The sequence below is a fragment of the Mucilaginibacter phyllosphaerae genome (assembly GCF_004378255.1).
Lineage (GTDB): Bacteria > Bacteroidota > Bacteroidia > Sphingobacteriales > Sphingobacteriaceae > Mucilaginibacter > Mucilaginibacter phyllosphaerae.
The window spans coordinates 524866-548592 of sequence record NZ_SNQG01000001.1; the positions used below are offsets into that span (position 1 = coordinate 524866).

Genomic DNA, 23727 nt, shown 5'->3' on the forward strand with positions numbered 1-23727 from the left:
CTTTATGCTTTAAACAGGTTTAAACCAATAATACCATTCAGCAACATGCGCGAGTTTATGGGCAGCTCTACCCATTTTGGTGCGTTAATGTCGCTGCGCTCTATCACCACCTCATTCAGTGTGGTTATTTCGCCGAATGATGCCAGGTAAAACTTACCATCGGCCTTGTTATATTTGATCTGTAAATGCGGTGCGTTCACCCAATCGCTTGGGATGGTGAAGATGTTTGACCCCTCGCGCGTTTCTTCGCTGCCCGATATAATGATCTCTTCATCCTTCATCAGATACTCCACCTTTTTACCCGCAAATTGCTGATCGGGGATGATGGTTTCCAGCCTGGCTATCTGGCTTTGCACTTTGGCAGCCTTTTCTTCCTGCGGCTCCAGTTCCTCTTCGTAAGGGATCTCAAAATACCCTTCGCTATAGTAAGTAAAGCCTTTTAAAGCTTCCTGGCTTACATCAAAGGTTTGGGCGATACCTGTTTGGCGGGGGATGAACGTTACCCGTAAGTTTTGCTCCTTTTGATTATTATCGGGCAGTAGCTTACCTATAAAACCTTTATCGCCGCGGGCATAATCCGGATGCGATACCAAACGGAACACCCATTTAGAACCCGAGGGCTTTACGGTTTTGCCTGCTGCGCGATACTCTTTCAGTATCTCGTAAAACTTGGTAACCGTTTCCTGCACTATCAGCCCGAAGATGCCTTGTTTATCGGCCACAAACTCCCGGTAATCTTCGGCATTAAAGCTGATGATGAACTCGTGGTAAAATACCACCCGGTCGGCAAAGGACAGGTCTTTGATAGAACCGCGAAACTTATCTACAATGTAACTGTAAACCGTATCGGGCGTTAAGGCTTTGGCCTTAGCCTTTTCGGTGCTTTCGTTGGTTAAAAACCAATCCTGTATGCCTATGCGCTGCCAAAAATTTGGTGTAGAAGCCATTTATTTTTAATTCTAAACTCTAAATACGAAATTCTAATCTGTAAATTCTAAATACGAAACTCTAAAACTAAACTCTAAATACGAATCCCTAAGCTTTAATACTGATCTCTAAACTCTAAACACTGATCTCTAACTACTGTGTGGTAGTTATGGTGTCGGGCTCTGTTTTTAGGGTATCGGGGGCCGGTTTGGGTATCACCACCGGCTTTTTAACAACTGTGTCTTTTGTTACCGGGGTGCTATCTGCCGCCGCGTCATCAGCCGGATATTTGGCGCCAAAATTAACGCCGGTATCTGCCTTGTTGCTATTGCTGTTTTGCAACGAATCCTGATTTACAGGTTTTGTCGGCGATTCTTTTTTTAACAATGTGGAGTAAACCGAAAAGCCCATAAACAGCACCAGCAGCGTCATCACCGTATAATAATAAGGTTTTGACAGCGATACGCGCGACCCATCCTCCGCCGGCTGTTCTGCAAATATTTGCTTTGGCGGCAGGCTGCTTTGCTGGTATTGCATCAGTTGGTTGTGCAGGCGTTCGTTCTCGCTGCGCAGGGCGGCATTGCTTAAACCACCGGCAATATCAAAACTATCCGAGGCGGTAATACTGCCCCTTACAATGGCATCATGCAGCTGCGTGCCGTTGCTAAACCTATCCTTAGGTGCCTTTTGCAGGCATTTTTCTATCAGCTTTAACACCCATTGCGGTACCTGCATCTCGTGGCCCTGTTTCTCGGCATCCCAGGCGGCGGGTAAAGCCTTGCGGCGGGCATTCAGCAAATCGGGCACGGGGGTTTCTATATGGGCCAGCATCACCGCGTTACGGCCTGCATCGCCGCCGCCATGCAGCGGGAACGGCACCTCGCCGGTTAACAGTTCATACAAAATGATACCGTAGCTGTAAATATCGGTCTCCATCAATATCTTACCCTCGTGCTGCTCGGGCGCCATAAATTCTATAGCCCCGGCATGGCGGATGCTGGTACGGCGCTGCTCTTCGCTCATGATGGCCAGCCCAAAATCAAGCAGTACATAATTGCCGGTGTGGATATTATATTTTACGTTATTGCTTTTCACATCGCCATGCTTTACGCCAACCTTATGGCAGTGTGCCAGGGCGCTTGCCAGTTGGTCGGCCACGCGGATAACCTCTTTCAGCATAAAGATCTTTTCGTAAGGCGGTTTCAGCAGTTCGCAAAGGTCGGGTCCCTCGATGTATTCCATCTCGATATAAGGGAACGAGCCGCTATCGGTAATACCCGAGCTTAAGATCTTCACCACGTTAGGATTGGGCTGCTCGTTCACCTTTTGAAGCTTGGTTACCTCATTCCTGAAATTGCGGAAATTCCTGTCATCCTCGCTTTCGGTATGTATGGGGGTTGGCAGCAGTTTTATTGCGGTATATACCGGCCCCATACGGCGGCCTTTATATACCGAGCCCTGGCCGCCGGTGCTCATGGCGCCTAAGTTTTGAAGTCCCTCTGTTATTGTAAATACTTTACTCATTTGTAGCTATCGTGCCGAATTATATAAACAGCATTTTACAGACTAAAGTACACTTAATATGCTTGTTTGTTGTAGGTATTTTTTAAGATACGTATAAATTTTCCACAAAAAAGCCCGCTATCCTTGCGGACGCGGGCCTGATGAGCCTGGATCTGTTATACCAAGGGCGCATATGCCGCTGTGCGGATCACATCTGCAAAAACCTTGTACGAATACATTCTTGATTGATGATCGAAAATATGCGAGGTAGCCATGATCTCGTTCACGCCGGTTTGTGCCACAAATGAATTCAGTTCGGTTTTGATCTTATCCGGCCCACCGACGAACGAGTAGGCCAGCATCTGCATTACGGCTTCTTCTTCAAATACGTTCCAAACATTATCCATGGTTTTAACAGGTGGCGGCAGCAACTGCCTTTTACCCGTTACCACACCCATAAAAAACTGTTTTACAGATGTTGCCAGGTATTCGGCCTCGCTATCGGTTTCGGCGGCAACCACATTAACGCAAACCATCACATAGGGCTCTTTTAAATATTCGGACGGTTTAAAATTATCCCGGTAGATCTTAATAGCTTCCATAAAATAAGTGGGCGCAAAATGGCTGGCAAAGGCATAAGGTAAACCCATTGCCGCGGCAACCTTAGCACTATCCGTACTGGAGCCCAGCACCCATATCGGTATCTCCAGCCCTTCGCCGGGGATGGCCCTTACTTTGCTGCCTGCGTTCTCTGCCGAAAAATAAGTTTGCAGCTTTACAATATCCCGTGGGAAGTTGTGTGCTGCGTTAAAATTCTCGCCACGGATAGCCAGGGCGGTTACCTGATCGGTGCCCGGTGCCCGGCCAAGGCCAAGGTCTATCCTGCCGGGGTATAGTGATGCCAGCGTACCAAACTGCTCGGCAACTATCAGCGGGGCATGGTTGGGCAGCATAATACCGCCCGAGCCTACCCGGATCTTTGAAGTGCCACCGGCTATGTAACCAATTAGTACAGCTGTTGCAGAACTGGCAACCCCAGCCATGCTATGATGCTCGGCAAACCAGTAACGGGTGTAACCTACCTTTTCGGCAAGCTGCGCTACATCCATGCTTTTTTTGAAGGTATCGGCGGGTGTGGTGCCCTGCACAACGGTGGCCAGGTCTAATACCGAATATTTCAGATCTGTTAATTTATTATCGCTCATAAGTATCAATGTTAACATCTGTTTTTGGCGGATGTTATTCAAATTTACGGCGAATACAGCGCTGTTGGGTTGATATTGATGTTATATGACGTTGTGGTCACAAAATCAGACAAGGGTGACAAAAGAACATTTACAAAGCGCCGATTTTACTCACCCGGTCATTGCTTCGCCCGACCACCCTCTCTTCGCCTGCGGCGGAAAGAGGGATTAAAAGATTATTTTTTTCTTTACCCTCTTTGCGCTTGCGCAGAGAGGGTCGGCCAGCGAAGCGAAGTCGGGGTGAGTTAACTTATAAACAAGCGCGCTTTTTCCCCTCATTTTAATATCTTAGCGCAACAGAACAAGGATATGCTTGATAGCCCAGAGGGTAAATATATATTAGACAGGTTGCGTAACGAACTCCCTGCAAAGTTCCACTATCATAATATTACTCATACCCTTGATGTTTACCACTCGGCGGCAGCAATTGCGTTACAGGAAAATATAGATGAAGAAGCAACCAAATTACTGTTAGTTGCGGCGCTGTACCACGACAGCGGGTACCTGAAAAGTATTAAAGACCATGAGCCGGCCTCGTGCGATGTTGCGCGGGAAGCCTTGCCCGGGTTTGGATACAGCCAAGCGGATATAACCCAGATCTGCACACTGATAATGGCCACCCAATTACCCCAGCAACCTAAGAGCCTGCTTGAACAGATCATTTGTGATGCCGACCTGGATTACCTGGGCCGCGAAGATTTTATAGCTACCGGCAATAACCTGTTTAAAGAAATGCAAGCGTTGGATACCATACGCACTGTTGAGGAATGGGACAAGATGCAGATTGCTTTTCTGCAAAGCCATCATTATTTTACAGCCACATCGTTGAAAAATAAGGCTCCGAAAAAAGCAGAAAATTTAAGAGATTTACAAACCAAAATTGCTATCGCCGAAATGAATACAGCGCCAACCGCACGATCTATCCTGACAGACACATTTTACACCATTGCGGGCATTCTGTTTTGCGGGTTTGCCCTAAAAAGTTTTCTGATACCCAATGCTTTTTTTGATGGCGGCGTAACGGGTATCTCATTACTGATACACGAGCTTTATCATGTTAACATTGCCTACGTTATTATTTTAGCCAACATACCGTTTATTATTATGGGTGCCCTGCAGGTAAACAAAACCTTCGCCCTGCGGACTATGATGGCCATTATTGGTTTGGCATTATGCCTGCTGTACCTGCCCTATCCGGATAAGATCACCTCAGATAAACTGCTTGTATCTATTTTTGGCGGTGTATTCATGGGTACGGGCATAGGTTTGGCTATACGCGGCGGTTGTGCGCTTGATGGTATAGAGGTACTGGCGCTTTACACCGGTAAACGTATCAGCTTTACCATCAGCGAGATCATTTTGGGTATCAACATCGTGATCTTCCTGATAGCTGCCTTAGAGGTTGGCTTCATCACCTCGCTGTATTCTATCATTACCTACTACACGGCATCGCGCATGATCAATTTTGTGATAGAAGGTTTAGAGGAATACACCGGTGTAACCATTATATCCGGCCAAAACGTGCTAATCAAGGAAATGCTGGTTAAGCAGCTTGGCCGCGGCATAACCGTTTACAAAGGCGAACGTGGCTTTTTAAAAGAGAGCTTTGATGTTAGCCACCCGGTTGATATTGTATTTACCGTAGTTACGCGATTGGAATTAAGACGCCTGCGCAACATGGTGCATGAGATTGACCCCAAAGCCTTCATCTTTACCAGTATTATTAAAGAAGCTGCCGGCGGTGTACTTAAACGCCGGGCAAGGCACTAAGGGAGATATAAATGCGAAACGCTAAATTCTAAATCAGAGCGCTAATTGCAGGCATCCAAAATACCTTTTATTTTATTGTAGAGACGCGATACTTCGCGTCTCCCACATGACGCGATACTTTGCGTCTCTCACATGCAAATCCCGGTATATCAAAAAAAAGACGCGAAGTATCGCGTCTCTACGGTTTAAATCCGAAATCGTTCATCCAAAATCATATTGTAAGTACCTTTTATTTTATCGTAGAGACGCGAAGTATCGCGTCTCCACATGCAAATCCCGGTATATCAAAAAAAGACGCGAAGTATCGCGTCTCTACGGTTTTAATCCGAAATCGTGCATCCGAAATCATATTGTAAGTACCTTTTATTTTTACGTAGGGACGCAATGCTTCGCGTTTCTAAATGCAAATCCCGGTTTATTTAAAAAAGACGCGAAGTATCGCGTCTCTACAATGTTTAAAATCAATTTATGCGATCACTTCGTAGGTAATTACGGGCTTTAGCTTGTTTTTGAGGGTAAACTCACCGTTTTCTTTACACTGGAAGGATTCTTTTGCCTGGTGGTAAACATCTTCGGTGATAATGATCTGGCCGGCGGTGGCTATGCCCTGCAGGCGCTGCGCCAGGTTTACCGAGTCGCCTATTACGGTATAATCCAAACGTTTTAGGGATGCCGAGCCGATATTGCCGGATACCATTTCGCCGCTGTTGATGCCTACCGAGATCTGCGGTTTGAATTTTTTGCCGTTGCCTGCATCAATCTCCGGCTCGTCTGATAAATGTGCTTTAACAGACAATGCCGCATCTATCGCCCTGTCCAGATGAAACTCGCCGCGAAACACCGCCATAATAGCATCGCCCATAAACTTATCTACATGGCCGCCCTGGGCTATAATTTCTTTTACGATCTTATCAAACAAGCCGTTCAGCAGGTTTACTACCGTGTTGGCCGGCACATGCTCTGTAATGGCGGTAAAGCCGCAAACATCTACAAACATCACGGTTGCTTGCAACAGTTCGTTCTTTAACAGGCTGCCTTCAAACTCCTTGTGCGTCATAAAATTCAGCACGTTCTCGTCTACATACATCTTCAGAATGTTGTTCTCTTTGATGGCCTTAAGGGTTTCCTGCAATTGCCTAACGTAGGTAATGGTTTTTTGCATGGTCAGTTCCAGGTCCTCAAAATCAACCGGTTTCATCACAAAATCATAGGCGCCGCGGTTCATGGCGGTACGGATGTTTTGCATATCGCCATAGGCAGATACCACCACGGCCTTAACCATAGGGTTAGCCGCGGGCAGGTGCGTAAGCAGGGTAAGCCCATCCATCACGGGCATGTTAATGTCCGACAGGATAATATCCAGATCGGGGTGCTCCTTAATGCGTTGCAAGGCTTCTTCCCCGTTCTGCGCAAAAACAAACTCGTACTCGTTCTCTCGTATCTTACGGCGGAATTTTTGTTTTACCAGTACTTCCAGGTCCGCTTCATCATCCACTACCAGTATCTTAGCCATTGTATGCTATAAAGTTTTAAGTTTTTCTTTCAGTAAGTTAAAATCAAGCGGCTTGGTCAAAAAATCATCTGCGCCTTTATCCATCGCCTGCTTGTAATTCTCGTCGTCGCCATAGGCGGTTATCATCATCACTACGGGTGGCGGCGGCGTAGGGAAATCCTCGCGGATGTGAGTTAAAAGTTCTATCCCGCTCATCCCCGGCATGTTAATATCCGACAGGATCAGCACCACTTCCGAATGTTTATCCTTAAGATAGTTTAACGCCTCTTCGCCCGATTGTGCAAAATCAAATTCAACCTCGTGGTTTTTAATCTCTTTACGGAAACGCTGTAAAAAAAGCGGCTGAACGTCTGCTTCGTCGTCTACAACTAATATTTTCATGCGAAAATAATTATTGATTTAGTGAATTAATAAATTATTTATTGGTATGCTGTGCATCAGGCTAAAGGCAGCGTAATAATAAATGCGGTGCCCTCGCCCTCCTTACTATCTATATTGATACTGCCTTTATGGGCTTTTACAATAATATCATAACTTAAGGATAAACCCAGCCCCGTACCCTCGCCTGCCGGTTTGGTAGTAAAAAAAGGCTGCATAATTTTATCTTTTATGGCATCGGGGATACCGCTGCCATTATCGCGCACTATAATTTCCACCTGTTTGCCAATTACCCTGGTAGCTACCTCTACCCTCGGTTTAAAATCGGGGCCTAATGTTTTTTGCTTTTGATGCACGGCATAAAAGGCATTGGTAAACATATTGAGCAGCACCCTGCCCACATCCTGCGAAACAATGTTGATGAGCGGCAGGCTTTGATCAAAGTTTGTAACCAGATCGGCATTGAATGATTTATCCTTGGCCCTTAAACCGTGATAGGCCAGGCGAAAATACTCGTCGGCTATGGTATTTAAGTTTGCGGGCTCTTTGATATTGCTGCTGGCGCGGCTATGCTGCAGCATGCCTTTTACAATACCATCGGCGCGTTTGCCGTGATGACGGATCTTTTCGAGGTTTTGTTTAATATCGTTAGCTATGGCGGTGGCTTCTTCCAGATCGCCCTTGGCCATTTCTTCTTCCATTTCCTCTATCAGCTCCATACTTACCTCAGAGAAATTGTTGACAAAGTTAAGCGGATTCTGGATCTCATGGGCAATACCTGCGGTCAGCTCGCCCAAGGATGCAAGTTTTTCCTGTTGAATAAGCTGCGCCTGCGTGGCCTGCAGTTCTTTTACGGTTTCCTGTAATGCGTTGCGCTGTTTGGTGATCTCGGCAGTGCGTTCGGCAACCATTAATTCCAGTTCGTCCTTACGCTCGTTAATACGCTTTAGTTCGGCCTGCTGCTTTTTGGAGGTGGCCAGCCTGATAAAAATGTAACCGAAAGCAACAAAATAGGCGCTTTGGAAAAAATCATCATACTTATCATAAAAGCTTTCGTCTATCAGGGATATCAATTCAACAGTTACGGCAACTGCCACTAACGGATAGTGGGCTTTAAGCAAGATGCCGAATGATTTAAAATCGGGTTGGTTTTGCAGGTAATATAACACACCGGCAAGTGCCAAAGCTGCCGCTATACCGTGGATCTCATCATTTTTTACCGCTTTGGCAAATAACAAAAACATGGCAACAGCCCCCCAGCCTATCAGGTTTAGGGGTAAATTCCATTTTTGATAAAGTGCTGTAAACTTTAACGACCGGCGGAGCCGCATTGCCAGAGCAAAAACTGCGATATAGGTAAAAACAAACATGCTTTTATATTTAATTAAAAACCAAGATACCTTTTAAAATTTAAAGAAAAATGCCACCACCTGCAGTACGATATTAGCATACACACCCGCCAGCACATCATCCATCATTACACCGGTACCGCCCGGGAAAGCCTCCATTTTACGGATACCCAACGGCTTCACAATATCAAAAAAGCGGAACAGCACCAAACCTATCAGCAGGTAATACAAATGCGGCGGGATAAACAACATGGTTACCAGCATGCCGGCAACCTCATCTATCACCACGCGGTAACTATCTTTGCCCCAAAAGGGCTCTACCTTGTCGCCCGCATAAATGCCCAGCAGGGTGATGATAACCGTTACCGCTACCAGGCACCAAGGGTTTTGCAAGGCAGGCTGCTGCCATAACAGCCATACGAACGGGCACGTAACAATGGCAGCAAGTGTGCCGCCGCCCTTTATGTACCCAATACCGAAGATAGATGCGATAAGTTTCACTTTATAATTAGTAATTTGGTGAATTATTGGTTGAGTGATTTCCGGATGCTTTTAATTTACTTAGCTTTTATCCAATACACCTTCGGCATCCTCGGCAACTTCTGGTTTAATAATATTCTTTTTAGGCACATTAAATAAAAGCGAGGTTATTACCGGGATCAAAAACACGGCTACAGTAAATACCGATACGGCAATATCCGCCGTTTCGCTTTCCATAAATTTAGATACGGCAGATTCAGGATCGAAATGTACAAACAGCGAAGCCGTTAATTTGATACCCAGTACACCTATCACCACAAAAGCAACGGTTTCTAAAAAGGTAAATTTCTCCATCAGCTTTACAAAGGCCTGCGCCACAAAACGCATGGCCAGTATCCCGATGAATACCCCTGTATAGATCAAAAACACGTGATCGGTAAAGGCTACGGCTGCAAATACGTTGTCTATAGAAAAGGCAAGGTCCATCAATTCTACCAAAGCCACGGTAGCCCAAAAGTTACCCATTAGCCCAACGGTTGATTTATACAGCCAGTTTTTATTCTTATCTACAGATTCTTCCTCGCCGCCATCTGCATCTTTTTTGGCCAGCTTGCCCTTAAAATAATCAAAAGCCAGGTATAGCAGATATAAACCGCCCAAAGGTTTTAACCACCAGATCTTCACCAGCCAGGCGGCTAAAAATAAACATAAACCACGCAATACATAAGCGCCGATGATACCGTAACGCAAGGCACGGGCACGCTGCTGTTTAGGCAGATCGATAACCATGGTAGCCAGTACGGCGGCATTATCTACCGACAAAAGGCTTTCTATTACGATAAGGTTTAAAATTATCAGCAAACCTGCCTTAATATCCGGGCCAAGTAGGGTGTGTATCAGATCCATTGTGTGCGTTAGTTTAAAGTATATCGGTATTCAACATGGTTTTTAAAATATTAGCCTGAACGTCAAATGCGTTCATGTGGGCTAAAAAGTTTACATCTGCTATTTTTTTATAATCCTCGGCCAGCAGGGCCGTAATATTTTGCGGCAGGGTGGTTTTTGTTAACCCGGCCTTGCCTGTTAGCTGTACGTTCTTGTCGCGCAGTTCGCGTATCATGCGCTCGCGCTTACTTACAGTGTTGTTCAGGTCCAGGTCGCCCAGTTTGGCTATATCGCAAAATAGCAAAACATTATTTAGCGGCGAAAACAGGAAGTACTTATTTACGTCTGCAAAGCGGTAAACTTCCAGCACAATATCGTTAGCCCTTACGCCACAGTAAAACGCTATCTTAAAATCGTACTTGCAAAGGCTGCCCATCAGCTTACGCTGTATGGTAGCATATTCGTTAGAGTACACATCTGCCGGGCTGTAGGTAAGCAATTCGTAAACCAGCTCGGTAGTGATACTATAAAAGTAATCTGCCGAAAAATGCGCACTAAACTTATTGATATTTCCTGCAAACGGATACTCCGAAGAATTATCTGACAGTACCTGGAACAGTTTACGTAACGACTGGCTCATTTTAAGCGCCTGCCGCTGTTTATCGTTCGCGTAGTTTTGCTCGGTATAGGCCGACCCCTCCATCTGTTCTATCAGCTGATTGTTCAGCGCTACCTCATCAAGCAGCAGATCGGCAACAGCCTCATTGTTCTTCTTGATCTTTTTTAGCAGGTCAATCAGGCTTTGTGTAAACTGGAGATGAAACATCTCCAGCTGGTTAATATCAAGATCGGGATTGGTTTGAAAAAGCTGATGCAGCACCTGGGTACGCAGGTAAATCTTATAAATTACGTCGTTATTAAAAAAAACGGAAAGCAGCTGTAACTTGCTGATAACCCTTGTAGACGCATTTAATATATTTAGCCTGTTTTCATCCATACGTTAATTAACGCGTATTGGTCACATTCTTTTTCAACTCCGTTTCTAAAGTTTGCAACTCGGTATTAAGCGTTTTCCTGTTTTGTGTACCCTCGTCATGGATGCGTTTAACCTCGGTTAACGTTTCTATTAACGATTGTGTGGTACGTTTTAAAGTATCCAAAGATACCACAGTTTTCTCATTCTCGCGCGCTACTTCAATACTGTTTTGCTTAAGCAATTCGGCATTTTTTTGCAGGATGGTGTTCGTGGTATCAGAAACTTTCTTCTGCATCTCTACATTAGCCTTCTGCCTGTTCAACGCCACGGCAATGGTTAACTGGTTCTTCCAAACAGGGATAGTGGTAGATACGATAGACTGCGCCTTTTCTGCAATAGTGGTATTGTTATTTTGCACCACGCGGATCTGCGCCAGCGATTGCAGCATAATAAAACGCACCACTTTTAGATCGGCCAGGCGTTTATCCAGGCGGTTCACGTAATCGCGCAGGTCGGCTATCTCATAATCCTGGTAGGCAGACGGGTTGCCATCCATCACTGCCAGTTGCTCGTTAAGTTCTGTATATTTTAACTGGCCGGCAATGATCAGTTCTTCCATCTGGTGGATGTAGGTAACATTGCTATCAAACATGGTTTGTAACGATGCATTATCCTTAATGGAATTAACGCGGCCAGCCTTTATTTTGTTAACGATCTTATCTACGTTGTTTACCACCAGATCATACTTGGCAAACATCTTTTTGGTATCCATTACCAAGGTACGCAGCAAGGGAATACGCGACAAGATCCTTACAAAAGAGTTTTGCTCCAGCTCGTCTACGTCAATATAATTCAATTCGTGCAGCAGATCGGTGATCAGGGTACCCACCTCGCCAGAATCAAACGTACGTACCGACGACAAAAAGGTGTTGCTGTAACGCTCCATCCCCTGCTGCAGATCAGCCCCATAATTGAGGATAGAGTTTACATCAGCCGGATTCAGGTCTTTGCCCTTTTCGCTGAATTTTTTTATTTCTTCGGGCGTAATATTGGTCAGGTCAACATTACCGTCTTTATCTAATTTAACCGGGGTGTTAGTGCTTGCTGCTGCGGGTGCCGGTGTAAAGTCAGGCAGTCCGGCGCCCTCGTTGGTTAGGTTTTCCATATATTTTAATTAAATATAATGTTTTTAACATTGCTATGTAGAGGCGCGATACTTCGCGTCTCCTTTAAAACGGTAACAAAATATCGTTTATCTATTAATAAGACGCGAAGTATCGCGTCATGGATAAAGACGCGAAGTATCGCGTCTCTACGTATTATAAATAATTGCGCATTACGGTGTTTACGGTTTCTTCCAGTTTACGGTCTTTGGTGGGTTCGCCAATAGCATTGAACTTCCATTCACCGTTTTTATGGTAAAAGATGCCCATCACCATAGATACGTGGCCCTTAAAGTCTGATCCGTTTGCGATATCATAAGTAGCAAAGATCTCGTTAACGTGTTTTGGGGTGCCCTCGTAAATACGGATAGATGCGAAAGGAATAGTACCAAAATCCTGGCCTTTAAAACTATTCAGCACAAAGGCTACATGCTTAACTGCCGGGTTAAGGCTGCCAAAATCCAGCGTTATTACTTCGTTATCCAGGCCGTCGTCGCCGCCCATATCACCGGTAAGGTCGTCACCGCTGTGGCGCACGGCCTGGTCTTTAGATTTTAAGTTACCAAAGTAAACCACATCTATCAGTTTCTTATTCTCATCAAACAAGGCGCAGCTGGCGTCAAGGTCAACCGCTTCTTTGCTGCTGCCAAAGCCAAACAAACCTTTCTTTTCTATAGCGCCCCAGTTGATACCTACGCAAACGTTTTGCAGTTTACTGCCGTTGGTTTTTTCGAGGCTGATGCGCTGCCCCTTTTGAAGATTGATTGCCATGATTTAATTTTGTTTATGTTGAGTTGTCCATAGTCGATGGTCAATAGTCCATAGATTGATTTTACTATGAACCATGGACTATTGACCATCGACTGTCTTAGTTATATTTATTTAAATAATCCTGCAGGCCGCCTTTCATGCCTGCGCCTACTGCCTCAAATTTCCATTTATTGTCGCGCTTATAAATGCGGCCAAACTCTACGGCTGTTTCTATCGAGAAATCCTCCTCCAGTTCATATTTCAGGATATCTGTATTGGTGGCAGCATCAAATATGCGCACAAAGGAATTACGCACCTGCCCAAAATTCTGGCGGCGACTCTCGGCCTCGTGTATGGTTACTACTACGCAGATCTCGGTTACGCGCGGGTCAATTTTAGTCAGGTCTATCTTAATTTGCTCGTCATCGCCATCGCCTGCACCGGTAAGGTTATCGCCGGTATGCTCAACCGCTTCATCAGGTGATTTTAAATTGTTGTAAAAAACAAAATGTTCGTCGCTCAGGATCTTTTTGTTATCACCCATAATAAAAATAGATGCATCCAGATCAAAAGCCGCCCCGGTTGATGATGTATTGGTATCCCAGCCTAAGCCTATGGTAAATTTAGGCGCGTCGATAGCTTCGCGCTGCCCTTTTTGAAGATTAATTGCCATTATATTTTAAATTTATAAATGTTAAAAAGTTTAGCCTTTCCCTGCCCTCTCCAAAAAAAGAAGGCTATAAAAGCATCATTAATTTCTCCCTACATTCTCTCTAAAGCTGTAGGTTCAAATAATTGTTTCCTGATAAAATTCAAATTCAGTTCATAAGCCTCAATCGTATGGTACCCGTTACCCAACGCCATGTTATAAAGCAACTCTACAAAATGGGCGGTTTGGTTTTGGATAAATATGCTAAAGCCATCAAAACTATAGTTTAATATGTATTTTACAATGCGGGTATTGATGCAGAAATCGCTGGCTTTAATAATGCTATCCAGATCGAAGATAGATTTTACCCGGTGATAATTCAGGTGGTTCTCTATATTCGGGTGGATGTTTTTATTGATCAGTTCTGCAAAATAAAGCATGTGGATGTCGTTATCCAATCCGTAGGCATCCACCATTTTCATGATCATGCGCTCGTGGCTGCCCGTTATACGGATATCATCTAAAAACAGCAGCGTTTTGCCGGTTAAAAAATCCTTATCAATATGAAACTGGTCGTTCCCTATCAGGTTCATGCGCTGCTCGGCATTCAGTTCGCCGTAATCTTCTTTATAGGTAATGGTGCGGTGTACTTTGGTTTCCTGCACCACCGGTAAGCCTTGTTCTGCCAGCCAATTATTCAGGCGGTAAACAAACCAGGTTTTCATGGCGAAGGTTGCCGTTGGGATGAATGAATATGGGCTGGAAATAACCACTATCTGGTTGGTTACAGGGTTATCTGCCAGATGATCATTTATAAAACCATTGGCCAGGGCAATACCAAAACGCTTGGACACAGTGCCGTTGCCAAACTTAAAACGGCTGTAATCATCCGCATCAAACCCAAAATTATCATCCTGATGAATGTGATGTAAGGAATAAGTGGTAGCTGCCATGGTTAATTTAAAAGGCTTAAAATAGTGTTTTGGTTGGAGTTGATGAGCAGGGAGCTCATACCCAATGCATCGGCGGGTATGATATCGTTCTTAGGGTTATCGCCAATATGGATAATGCTTTTCAGCGGCAAATCCTTCCCTCCGTTACATATATCTATATTGTTTAACATAGCCTTAAAAAATTCGGGATTGGGTTTCGACAGGCCCGCCTCATCAGAGTATAGCTGAAAATCGAAATAGTTATCAAGCCCGTAAATCGCTAATACCTTTCGTAATGTTTTCCCGGTGATGTATCCTGTGTTGCTCAACAAACTAAAAGTTGCTCCGCTTTTTAATTTTAGACGCTGCAGCGCATCAATTGTTACATCACTGTACATCTGCGGCGGGTATTTAAACAGCAACTCTTCCATCTGCAGATGTAACGCCGGGTAATCTACCTCATCAATATCCAGCCGGCTACCATTCATGAGGCTGATCACTATCAGGTACATTTCATCCGCATCAATATTTTTGCCCGTTTTTTCGTTAACGGCGTTGCACATCAGATCCACCTGCCTGAAGATACCGGCAACTTCATCTACTGACTTGCCTGTTTCATTAAAGTTTTGATGAAAGAAATGAGCGCGCTGAACTTTAAATTGCGGGTGCGACCTGATCAGTGTAAGCCACAGGTCAAAAGAATAGTGCTGGTAGTAAGGCATCAAGGGTACAAGTGAGATAGCGGGGACTAAAATCGCCATCCAAACTCAACCAATATAGGCTTTTTATACTGATGCCCTTTAAAAAATAACGTAATATTTATGTTAAGGTTTATTGTGCCATCTGCGCCGCACGGTAGGCCATAATAGCCCGCACAATTGTTTGCACGATCTGCTGCTGGCCTTCTTCAGAATTTAAGTAGATTTCTTCCTCGGGGTTGTTAATAAATCCTGTTTCTATCAATACGGCGGGCATAGCGCTATTCGCCAGTACGTAAAGGCTTTGCTCGCGCACACCGATAGACGGGCGGCCATCTGTTTCGGTAAACTCCTGGTTTAAATATTCGCCGAAATGCACACTTTGCTTGCGGTACTTTTTGGTAAAGGCATCCAGTATAATGGCGTTGGCCGGGTCCGTAGCGTCAAGGGCCTCATACCTGGTCTGGTCTTTCTCTATCAGGATAGAGGCGTTCTCGCGCATGGCTTCCAGTTGTTCGCCTGCCCTTTTTAAACCGTAAACCAGCAGCATTACCCCGCTTTGCTTATGCGCACGGTAGGCGGTGCCTTCGGCAGATGAGTTGCAATGGATAGATATAAACAGGTTACCCTGCGATTTATTGGCAATATCCGACCGCCGCCTTAACTCGATAAAGGTATCATCAGACCGCGTCATGATGGTATTCAGATCCGGGATCTGAGCTTTAATGGCGTCCTGCAGTTTTTGGGCAATGGAAAGTGTAACGTTTTTTTCGAAGGACGACAAGCCGCGTGCACCGGCGTCCTTACCGCCGTGGCCGGCATCAATAATAACGGTTTTTAACTTAAAGCCACTGGCTTTAATGGTATCGGCTGCCGGTGTAAAAGAACACAGCAATCCGTAAAAAACTATGGTTATGGCCGAAAATATCAGCCTTAAATATTTATTGCTCATTTATATCATTAGGGAACGCTAATTTAACTATCCGTGTATTAGCTTACAACAATAATTTTTGCGTTTAATTGTTTTGACGAATTTTACCCGCTAAGGATTAAACACGTAAAAAGCAATTTAATTGCAATCAGTTAACCTTGGCTGCCTGTTTTTTGCTGCATTTTGGGCAAAGCCCCGATGCATATAAGGTGAAGCTTTGCGCCTCGAACCCGGATGGCAAATTTAGCCTGGGCATATTTAATTCGTTAAGGCAATACACATTTTTGCAAGCCGTACAGTTAAAATGCAGGTGTTCATCGTGGTGGTGGTTTTCCTGGCAATTGGAATGGCAAACAGCATAATTGGCCGTGCCGTTTAAATCAAATACCTTATGAATGATCCCTTTTTCCTCAAAAACATTCAGGATGCGGTAAAGCGTAACCCGGTCAATATCATTCATTACGCTCTCCAGGTCGGGCTGCGATGTAGCCGTATTTTTTGAATACATCATAGACAGCACCCTTAACCGCGGCCCTGTTTTTTTAAGATTATGCTTTTGCAGCATATCTTCAAACTGGTAATTATTTTTTATTTGTGCCATTTCAAATCCAGCTAAAATCAACTCAGGTTAAGCAGCTTTTTGGTTTTCATGCGGGTGTGGGTGCGCATGTTTAATATGAAAAAAGCTATCACCGGCTTTACAGGTACCGGCATATTTATAATTTACAAAATGCGCCGAGGCAATGGTAAAACCGCCAAGCGGTACAATAACAGCCTCTGCCCAACCCGTTATAAACAGGTGCCCTATGATAATAGTTAAAAACCCGGCTATTAATAATGCCAGCGGCAAAATGCGGTGATGCTCTTTAAAATACGCGTTACCTATGGCCGAAATACCTACTACAAGGGCAATGATGATCATGACCCATTCTACCCAGGGGTTGGCTAAAAAACCAAGGCCAACCAGGGGCAGGCTGGTAAAAAATACCGGTACAGCCGCACAGTGTATAGCGCACAACGTAGACGCTGTCATCCCTACGTTATCCAGCTTTATTGCTTTTAACCTTGTAAACATGCTGCAAAGATAGTTACAAATGCAACAATATTGTATTTAGAAATGTTTGTGATTTGTAAAGAAGATATTAAGCACATCGGGTGGCCTTAACCCAAAACACTATTTTTTGATCATCAGGTAAGCTTCCTTCGCCTCTACTCTTTCAATCACTTCAAATTTCTTCCCGGCCAGTTCATTGTAATTTTTAAAAAAGCTTTCTAATTGGTCTACAATATCTCCGGGCAGTTGTAGCAACGATCTTACTTCCTTAAAAAGCTCAGAAACTTCGGGCACGGCCAGGTAGCGGTCGTTACGCATGGTGCTGCCGTCGCGTTCGGTTTGGTTGGCCTTCATGGCGCCAATAATCCGGCAATCCATACAGCAGCCTGCAAAAGTTGCTATCTCTGATAGCACGATCACATCCAGCGGGTCGCCGTCGCCGCCTATGGTGCCGGGTATAAATCCAAAATCAAACGGGAACACCATGCCTGCCGGCAACACTTTGTTTAGTTTAAAGCATTTTAGTTTGGGTTCGTAATCATACTTAAGGCCGCTGCCTTTAGGGGTTTCAATTATTACGGTGATCGGTTCCATGTATGTATTGATCAAATGTGTTACGCTATTTTCCCTTTATTATCCCAGTGGTCTTTAACTACTTCGCCATTGGGGCCAAACTTTAACCTGCGTGCAAAATGCTCGCCTCTGATTTTGCCGTTTTCATCCCGTTTGCCCATAAACAACAATATGGGCCGCCCGCCGGCATCTGTTTTAAAGGCAATATCATACCGTTTAAAAGTAGTTTCTATCAAGCGCGACGGCTCATATAACTTGTTTAACACCTTCAATAGCTCTGCTCCTAATACCATGTTGTTTAAACATGGCGGACAACCGCTGGTTTTAATTTTTAATTAAATAAAGTTTTACAAGTTTACATTAACTTCATCAAATCCATTTATAATATGCTCTGTCTACATGATCCCGGCCCGAATCCAAAAAATCTGTCTGCCTGGTTTAAGCACGGTGCAGGAATTATTGTATTTTTAACCGCCAACTAAACAAATTATGAAATACCTGCTGCTGTTAATGCTACTGCCTGTTTTTGCACAGGCGCAAACCCGGCCATCACATCAAAACCTGTTTGATACCATTGCCTTTATTCCGGATCATACTACCGAACGGCTGGAACAGTTTAAAAAGCAGGCCATTACCAAAGGCGGCACCATCTTTTTAGGCAACAGCATCACCGAAATGGGCAACTGGGCAAAATTGCTGAATGATACCACCGTGTTAAACCGCGGCATTGGCGGCGATATTACCTATGGGGTGCTTAACAGACTGGATGATATTATTACCCGGCAACCCAAAAGGCTGTTTATTTTACTGGGGATAAACGATATTGGCAAAGACATCCCCGATTCTGTTATCGCTTACAACTACTTCAGGATCATCCGCCGGATAAAGGCGGGCAGCCCGGGTACGCAGATCTTTGTACAAAGCATCCTGCCCATCAACCCAACCATCAAAAACTTCCCACAACATTATGATAAGGCCGAACACATCCCCCGGGTAAACATTATGCTAAAAGCAAAGGCGGCCAGCCTGGGTTATACTTATATTAATTTGCACCCGTTGTTTCTGGATAAGCAGAACCGCCTGAATGCCAAATACACCTTTGAGGGCCTGCACCTAAAACCCGAAGCTTATGTGGTTTGGATTGCCTACCTTAAAAAAATGAAATACCTGTAATAACATGACTAAAACTAAAATTGCCATACTTGGCGCCGGGTTTATATCTGATATCCACGTAGAATCTTACCAGCGCTTTATCCCCGAGGCCGAGATCGTGGCTGTTTATGCCCGTAATGCCGGTAAAGCCAAAGCCTTTGCAGATAAGCACCACATCCCCGCTTATTTTGATGATGTAGATCAACTGCTGGCCCAAACCGATTGCGAGATAATAGATATTTGCCTGCCCAATTACCTGCACGCGGTAAACACCATTAAAGCAGCCAATGCAGGTAAACATATTATTATCGAAAAACCTCTGGCGGTTACTTTAGAGGAAGCCGACGAGATGATTGCTACCTGCAAAGCAAAAAATGTAAAGCTGATGTATGCCGAAGAACTTTGCTTTGCGCCCAAATACGAGCGCGCCAGGCAGGTGGTAAAAGAAGGCGCCGTTGGCGAAGTGTACATGCTTAAACAGGCCGAAAAACACTCGGGCCCGCATACCGATTGGTTTTATGATATTAACCTTGCCGGTGGCGGCGTACTGATGGATATGGGCTGCCACGCCATGGGCTGGTTTAGGTGGATGCTGGGTAACGCTAAAGTTAAAAGTGTTTACGCCACGATGAACACCGTTTTACATACCGGGCGCACCAAAGGCGAAGACAATGCCGTAGTGATAGTTGAGTTTGAGAATGGCGTTACCTGCGTGGCCGAAGATAGCTGGGCCAAACATGGCGGTATGGACGACCGCTGCGAGATCTACGGTAAAGGCGGCGTGATCTATGCCGATTTGTTTATGGGTAATTCGGCTTTAACATACAGCAGGGAAGGCTATGGCTATGCGATGGAAAAGGCCGACACATCTGCCGGCTGGAGCTTTACCATATTTGAGGAAGTATATAACCAGGGCTACCCGCACGAACTGAAACATTTTGTGGAATGCGTACGCGAAGACAAAACCCCGCTGGTAACCGGCGAGGACGGCCGCGCCGTGCTGGAGATGCTATATGCCGCCTATGCATCTGCCGGGCAGGGTAAAAAGATCAGCCTGCCATTCCACGCCAAAGTAGATAAACCGATTGACCTGTGGCTGAATGCCCAACAAGATTAGATCATGAAAATAGCGATATACGATACTTACGACGACATGTCTAAGGCAGCAGCCGAACTGGTTGCCAAACAACTGGCCGAAAAACCGGCCTCTGTTTTATGTTTCCCCTCCGGCGATTCGCCGACAGGTACTTTAAAGTATCTGGTAGAATGGGCTAACGAAGGGAAAATAGACCTGAGCCAAAGTTTTATTATAGGGTTAGACGAATGGATTGGAATGGACGAGAACGACCAGGGCAGCTGCAAATATTACCTTAAACATACCTTTTTTGATCAGCTGAACACTAAATTAACCCATGTTACCCTGTTTGATGCCAAAGCTGCCGACCTGGATGCCGAATGCGAACGGATGAACAGTTTCATCAGCAGCAAGGGCGGTTTAGACCTGATGATGGTAGGCATCGGTATGAACGGCCACTTAGGGCTGAATGAACCCGGCACACCGTTTGACCTGTACGCCCACCGCTCGGAGTTAGACCCTATTACTGTGCAGGTAGGCCAAAAATATTTTACGCAAGAAACCCCGCTAACCGAGGGTATTACGCTTGGCTTAAAGCATTTGGCAGAGGCCGGCAAGGCCGTACTGATCGCATCGGGCGTAAAAAAGGCCGATATCATCCACGAAAGCTTGCAGGGTACCGTAAGTACAGAAGTACCGGCCTCCATCCTGCAAAGGTTATCCAATGCTTTGGTATTGCTGGATAAAGATGCCGCATCAGAACTGGAGCACGCATCCTGATATGGATAGCAAGTTAACGCAAATACAGCAGGCATTGCAAAATGCCCCAACCTTGCTGGCCCAAAAAAAGGTTGCCGCCGGGTTTGATGGCTTTATAGATTCTATTGTAAAGGTGGTTAACTATAAAACCGATGGTGCAGGTACTGTTTTTTTTAAAACCATTAATGAATTTGGCAGCTACATCAGCAGCAAAGGCGGATCTGGCTTTAGCCTGGAGAGTGAAGAACTGGTACAAAAACTTGGCGGCAATATGCCCATTATGGCAAATGCCCTGGCAGGGATGGGGGTTGGCGTAAATTGCGTGGGCGCTTTTGGTGTGCCTGCCATAGCCCCTGCTTTTACCGGGATGCATGCTAATTGCATGCTGCACAGCTACACTAATCCCGGCTTTACAACGGCTATGGAATTTGCCGATGGCAAGATCATGCTGGCGCAGATGACCGACCTGAACCACGCCGACTGGCATACCATCAGGCAAACCGTTGGCCCGGATAAATTGAAAGCAGTTTTCACTGCTGCCGATCTTATTTGCCTGGTTAACTGGAGCGAGCTTGACCATAGCAACAGCATGTGGCAGGGTTTGCTGGATGATATTTTAAGAGGCCAGGCAGCTACCCCAAAGCAATTCTTTTTTGATCTTTCCGATTGTTCTAAACGCAGCAAAGAAGCTATCACATCAGCCATAAAATTAATTGCGCAATTTGGCGCCCACGGGCAGGTAACTTTAAGCCTTAACCGCAACGAGGCAAACATCCTGTATCAAACTTTGGCAAATGATGAGCCATTGGCAGATATACAGGCCATTGGTAACAAGCTGTTTGCCGGATTAAAGGTGGATACGCTTATCATTCATCACTCCAAAATATCCATTGCCTGGGATAACAGCGGCACCTGCACCGCCTTACCGGCTTACATTGCCCAACCCTTGATAGCTACCGGTGCCGGTGATAATTTTAATGCCGGATATTGCTTAGGCAAATTATTGGGGCTTGATGCAGAAGCCTCGCTCATCATAGCCAATACTACCTCAAATATTTACATGCGTACCGGCCAAAGCCCCAATATACCCGCTTTAGTAGCCCGCTTTGGCAACTAAGCATTCTGGTGCAGAGATCTGGTATGCCGGCGTAGTAAATACCGGATGAGTAAAGCCTGTAATTTACTTTTACCGATAAATTATTGCATCTTTAGAATACCAATTATTATAAACTTCATGTCAGCATATTTTTCTGAGACGCATTCGGGCACCGCCGCCGCGAATACTTTTGATGCTATTGTTATCGGTTCGGGCATCAGCGGCGGCTGGGCTGCCAAAGAGCTTTGCGAGCAGGGGCTTAAAACCCTTGTTTTAGAGCGTGGCCGTGATGTTAAGCACCTTAAAGATTACCCAACAGCCACCACCCCGCCATGGGAATTTCCCTACCGTGGGCGCATGAGCCTGAAACATAATAAAGAGAACCCGCTGATAACCAAAGCCGCAGGCTACGGCGATGATTGCGACCATTTCTTTGTAAAAGATGCCGACCACCCCTATGTGCAGGAAAAACCTTTCGACTGGATCCGCGGGTATCAGGTTGGCGGTAAATCGCTTACCTGGGGCCGCGCCACCCAACGCTGGAGCGAGTTTGAATTTACCGCGCCCGAGCGTTTTGGCTATGGCATCGGCTGGCCCATTGGGTATAAGGATGTTGCCCCCTGGTATTCGCATGTAGAAAAATTTATAGGCATCTGCGGCAGCAAAGATGGCTTAGAGGCCATGCCCGATGGCGAGTTTCTGCCACCCTTTGATATGAACATGCCCCTGCAGCACATCAAACAATCGCTGAAAGATAATTATACCGACCGCCACCTGGTACACGCCCGCTGGGCACACCTTACCGATCCGCAGCAGATCCATCTGGACCAGGGCCGCGGTAAGTGCCAGGCACGTAACATGTGCATGCGCGGCTGCCCCTTTGGCGGGTACTTTAGCTCGGTAAGTTCTACCCTGCCCTGGGCCGCAAAAACCGGCAACCTTACTATCCGCCCCCATTCGGTTGTGCATTCTGTTATTTATGATGAAAAGCTGGGCAAAGCCAGCGGTGTACGCATTATTGATGCCAATACCAAAGAGGTGATCGAGTATTATGCCAAAGTGATTTTTATGAATGCTTCAGCTTTAAATACCAACCTGATACTGCTCAACTCCAAATCTGCCCGTTTCCCTAATGGTTTGGGTAACGATAGCGGCTTGCTGGGTAAATACATCGCATTCCATAATTACCGGGCATCGGTATCGGGCACATTAGATGGTTATCTGGACAAGTACTACTTTGGCCGCAACCCTACCGACCTGATACTGGTGAACTACCGCAACCTGCATCAGCGCGATACCGATTACTTTGGCGGCTACACCACTTTTATGAACGCCTACCGCGATCAGCACCCCAACGATACCGAACAGGGCCAGGTTGGGGCGCAGTATAAAGACGACCTGTGCGAACCCGGCGGCTGGCATGTATTTGCCTACCTGCAGGGCGAAACCGTACCCGTAGAGCGTAACCATGTACGCCTCAGCGAAACCGAAAAAGACCAGTGGGGAATCCCGCTGTTGATTACATCTGTAGAATACCACCCAAATGATGACATGATGACCGAGGATTTTTTGAACGAAACTGCAGCCATGCTGCAAAAAGCTGGTGTAAAAAACATCAGCAAGTACAACAATAAGCAGGCTCCGGGGTTAGATATTCATGAGATGGGTGGCGTGCGCATGGGTAAAGATCCTAAAACATCCTTACTGAATGCCAACAACCAGCTACATGCCTGCAAAAACGTTTTTGTAACGGATGGCGCCTGCATGACCAGCACCGGTAACCAAAGCCCGTCTATATTGTATATGGCGCTTACCGCAAGGGCGGCAACCTTTGCCGTTAAAGAGATAAAAAAAGGAAACTTGTAATTAC

The 23727-nt window shown here is 45.5% G+C and carries 25 protein-coding genes; 6 read left to right on the top strand and 19 right to left on the bottom strand.

Annotation, left to right across the window (positions count from 1 at the left end):
* Positions 1–2 precede the first annotated feature (2 nt).
* From E2R65_RS01980 to E2R65_RS01990, 3 genes are all read right to left on the bottom strand, one after another.
* Complete coding sequence (locus E2R65_RS01980) at positions 3–947, bottom strand: hypothetical protein (protein ID WP_134334796.1); 945 nt, start codon at positions 945–947, stop codon at positions 3–5.
* Between the two features lie 133 nt (positions 948–1080).
* A complete protein-coding gene (locus tag E2R65_RS01985) occupies positions 1081–2451 on the bottom strand; it encodes a serine/threonine protein kinase (protein ID WP_134334797.1) in 1371 nt (456 codons plus the stop codon).
* Between the two features lie 155 nt (positions 2452–2606).
* On the bottom strand, positions 2607–3635 hold the full coding sequence (locus tag E2R65_RS01990) for an LLM class flavin-dependent oxidoreductase (protein ID WP_134334798.1): 1029 nt from the start codon (positions 3633–3635) through the stop codon (positions 2607–2609).
* 348 nt (positions 3636–3983) lie between these two features.
* Here E2R65_RS01990 and E2R65_RS01995 point away from each other — a divergent pair, with 348 nt between their 5' ends.
* Complete coding sequence (locus E2R65_RS01995; protein WP_134334799.1) at positions 3984–5444, top strand: YitT family protein; 1461 nt, start codon at positions 3984–3986, stop codon at positions 5442–5444.
* Positions 5445–5910: 466 nt separating this feature from the next.
* Here the strand turns inward: E2R65_RS01995 and E2R65_RS02000 are convergent, their stop codons facing one another.
* The 16 genes from E2R65_RS02000 to E2R65_RS02075 all read right to left on the bottom strand — a co-directional run bounded on the left by E2R65_RS02000 (position 5911) and on the right by E2R65_RS02075 (position 18068).
* A complete protein-coding gene (locus E2R65_RS02000) occupies positions 5911–6957 on the bottom strand; it encodes an adenylate/guanylate cyclase domain-containing protein (protein WP_134334800.1) in 1047 nt (348 codons plus the stop codon).
* A gap of 6 nt (positions 6958–6963) precedes the next feature.
* Positions 6964–7338, bottom strand: a complete 375-nt coding sequence (locus E2R65_RS02005) for a response regulator (protein WP_121249315.1) — start codon at positions 7336–7338, stop codon at positions 6964–6966.
* A 56-nt stretch (positions 7339–7394) separates the two neighbouring features.
* Positions 7395–8705, bottom strand: coding sequence for a sensor histidine kinase (locus E2R65_RS02010; RefSeq protein WP_134334801.1), 1311 nt, complete (start codon positions 8703–8705; stop codon positions 7395–7397).
* 33 nt (positions 8706–8738) lie between these two features.
* Positions 8739–9185: a phosphatidylglycerophosphatase A family protein gene (locus E2R65_RS02015; RefSeq protein WP_229704597.1), complete on the bottom strand. Its 447-nt coding sequence runs from the start codon at positions 9183–9185 to the stop codon at positions 8739–8741.
* Between the two features lie 60 nt (positions 9186–9245).
* Positions 9246–10070, bottom strand: a complete 825-nt coding sequence (locus E2R65_RS02020) for a TerC family protein (RefSeq protein ID WP_134334803.1) — start codon at positions 10068–10070, stop codon at positions 9246–9248.
* Positions 10071–10083: 13 nt separating this feature from the next.
* Positions 10084–11046, bottom strand: coding sequence for a hypothetical protein (locus tag E2R65_RS02025; protein WP_134334804.1), 963 nt, complete (start codon positions 11044–11046; stop codon positions 10084–10086).
* Positions 11047–11053: 7 nt separating this feature from the next.
* Positions 11054–12190: a toxic anion resistance protein gene (locus E2R65_RS02030; protein ID WP_134334805.1), complete on the bottom strand. Its 1137-nt coding sequence runs from the start codon at positions 12188–12190 to the stop codon at positions 11054–11056.
* Between the two features lie 154 nt (positions 12191–12344).
* Positions 12345–12959, bottom strand: coding sequence for a TerD family protein (locus E2R65_RS02035; protein ID WP_134334806.1), 615 nt, complete (start codon positions 12957–12959; stop codon positions 12345–12347).
* Positions 12960–13056: 97 nt separating this feature from the next.
* On the bottom strand, positions 13057–13611 hold the full coding sequence (locus E2R65_RS02040) for a TerD family protein (protein ID WP_121249301.1): 555 nt from the start codon (positions 13609–13611) through the stop codon (positions 13057–13059).
* Between the two features lie 89 nt (positions 13612–13700).
* Positions 13701–14540 (bottom strand): phosphoribosyltransferase family protein, encoded by an 840-nt coding sequence (locus tag E2R65_RS02045; RefSeq protein WP_134334807.1) that lies wholly within the window; start codon positions 14538–14540, stop codon positions 13701–13703.
* A 2-nt stretch (positions 14541–14542) separates the two neighbouring features.
* Positions 14543–15241 carry an HAD family hydrolase gene (locus tag E2R65_RS02050; RefSeq protein ID WP_134334808.1) on the bottom strand — a complete coding sequence of 233 codons (699 nt, stop codon included), beginning with the start codon at positions 15239–15241 and terminating at the stop codon, positions 14543–14545.
* Between the two features lie 109 nt (positions 15242–15350).
* Positions 15351–16169 (bottom strand): N-acetylmuramoyl-L-alanine amidase family protein, encoded by an 819-nt coding sequence (locus E2R65_RS02055; RefSeq protein WP_134334809.1) that lies wholly within the window; start codon positions 16167–16169, stop codon positions 15351–15353.
* A gap of 127 nt (positions 16170–16296) precedes the next feature.
* Positions 16297–16749 (bottom strand): Fur family transcriptional regulator, encoded by a 453-nt coding sequence (locus E2R65_RS02060; RefSeq protein WP_134334810.1) that lies wholly within the window; start codon positions 16747–16749, stop codon positions 16297–16299.
* Between the two features lie 27 nt (positions 16750–16776).
* Positions 16777–17223 (bottom strand): MerC domain-containing protein, encoded by a 447-nt coding sequence (locus tag E2R65_RS02065; protein WP_134334811.1) that lies wholly within the window; start codon positions 17221–17223, stop codon positions 16777–16779.
* A 99-nt stretch (positions 17224–17322) separates the two neighbouring features.
* On the bottom strand, positions 17323–17796 hold the full coding sequence (locus E2R65_RS02070) for an inorganic diphosphatase (protein WP_134334812.1): 474 nt from the start codon (positions 17794–17796) through the stop codon (positions 17323–17325).
* Between the two features lie 20 nt (positions 17797–17816).
* Complete coding sequence (locus tag E2R65_RS02075; RefSeq protein WP_134334813.1) at positions 17817–18068, bottom strand: hypothetical protein; 252 nt, start codon at positions 18066–18068, stop codon at positions 17817–17819.
* Between the two features lie 196 nt (positions 18069–18264).
* On the opposite strand from E2R65_RS02075, the gene E2R65_RS02080 reads away from it, so the two are divergent.
* From E2R65_RS02080 to E2R65_RS02100, 5 genes are all read left to right on the top strand, one after another.
* Positions 18265–18948: a GDSL-type esterase/lipase family protein gene (locus E2R65_RS02080; RefSeq protein ID WP_134334814.1), complete on the top strand. Its 684-nt coding sequence runs from the start codon at positions 18265–18267 to the stop codon at positions 18946–18948.
* 4 nt (positions 18949–18952) lie between these two features.
* A complete protein-coding gene (locus E2R65_RS02085; protein WP_134334815.1) occupies positions 18953–20044 on the top strand; it encodes a Gfo/Idh/MocA family protein in 1092 nt (363 codons plus the stop codon).
* 3 nt (positions 20045–20047) lie between these two features.
* On the top strand, positions 20048–20782 hold the full coding sequence (locus E2R65_RS02090; RefSeq protein ID WP_134334816.1) for a 6-phosphogluconolactonase: 735 nt from the start codon (positions 20048–20050) through the stop codon (positions 20780–20782).
* On the top strand, positions 20751–21878 hold the full coding sequence (locus E2R65_RS02095; protein ID WP_158285191.1) for a PfkB family carbohydrate kinase: 1128 nt from the start codon (positions 20751–20753) through the stop codon (positions 21876–21878). The genes E2R65_RS02090 and E2R65_RS02095 overlap by 32 nt, the downstream gene beginning before the upstream one ends.
* Positions 21879–21995: 117 nt before the next feature.
* On the top strand, positions 21996–23723 hold the full coding sequence (locus tag E2R65_RS02100) for a GMC oxidoreductase (protein WP_134334818.1): 1728 nt from the start codon (positions 21996–21998) through the stop codon (positions 23721–23723).
* Positions 23724–23727: the final 4 nt, after the last annotated feature.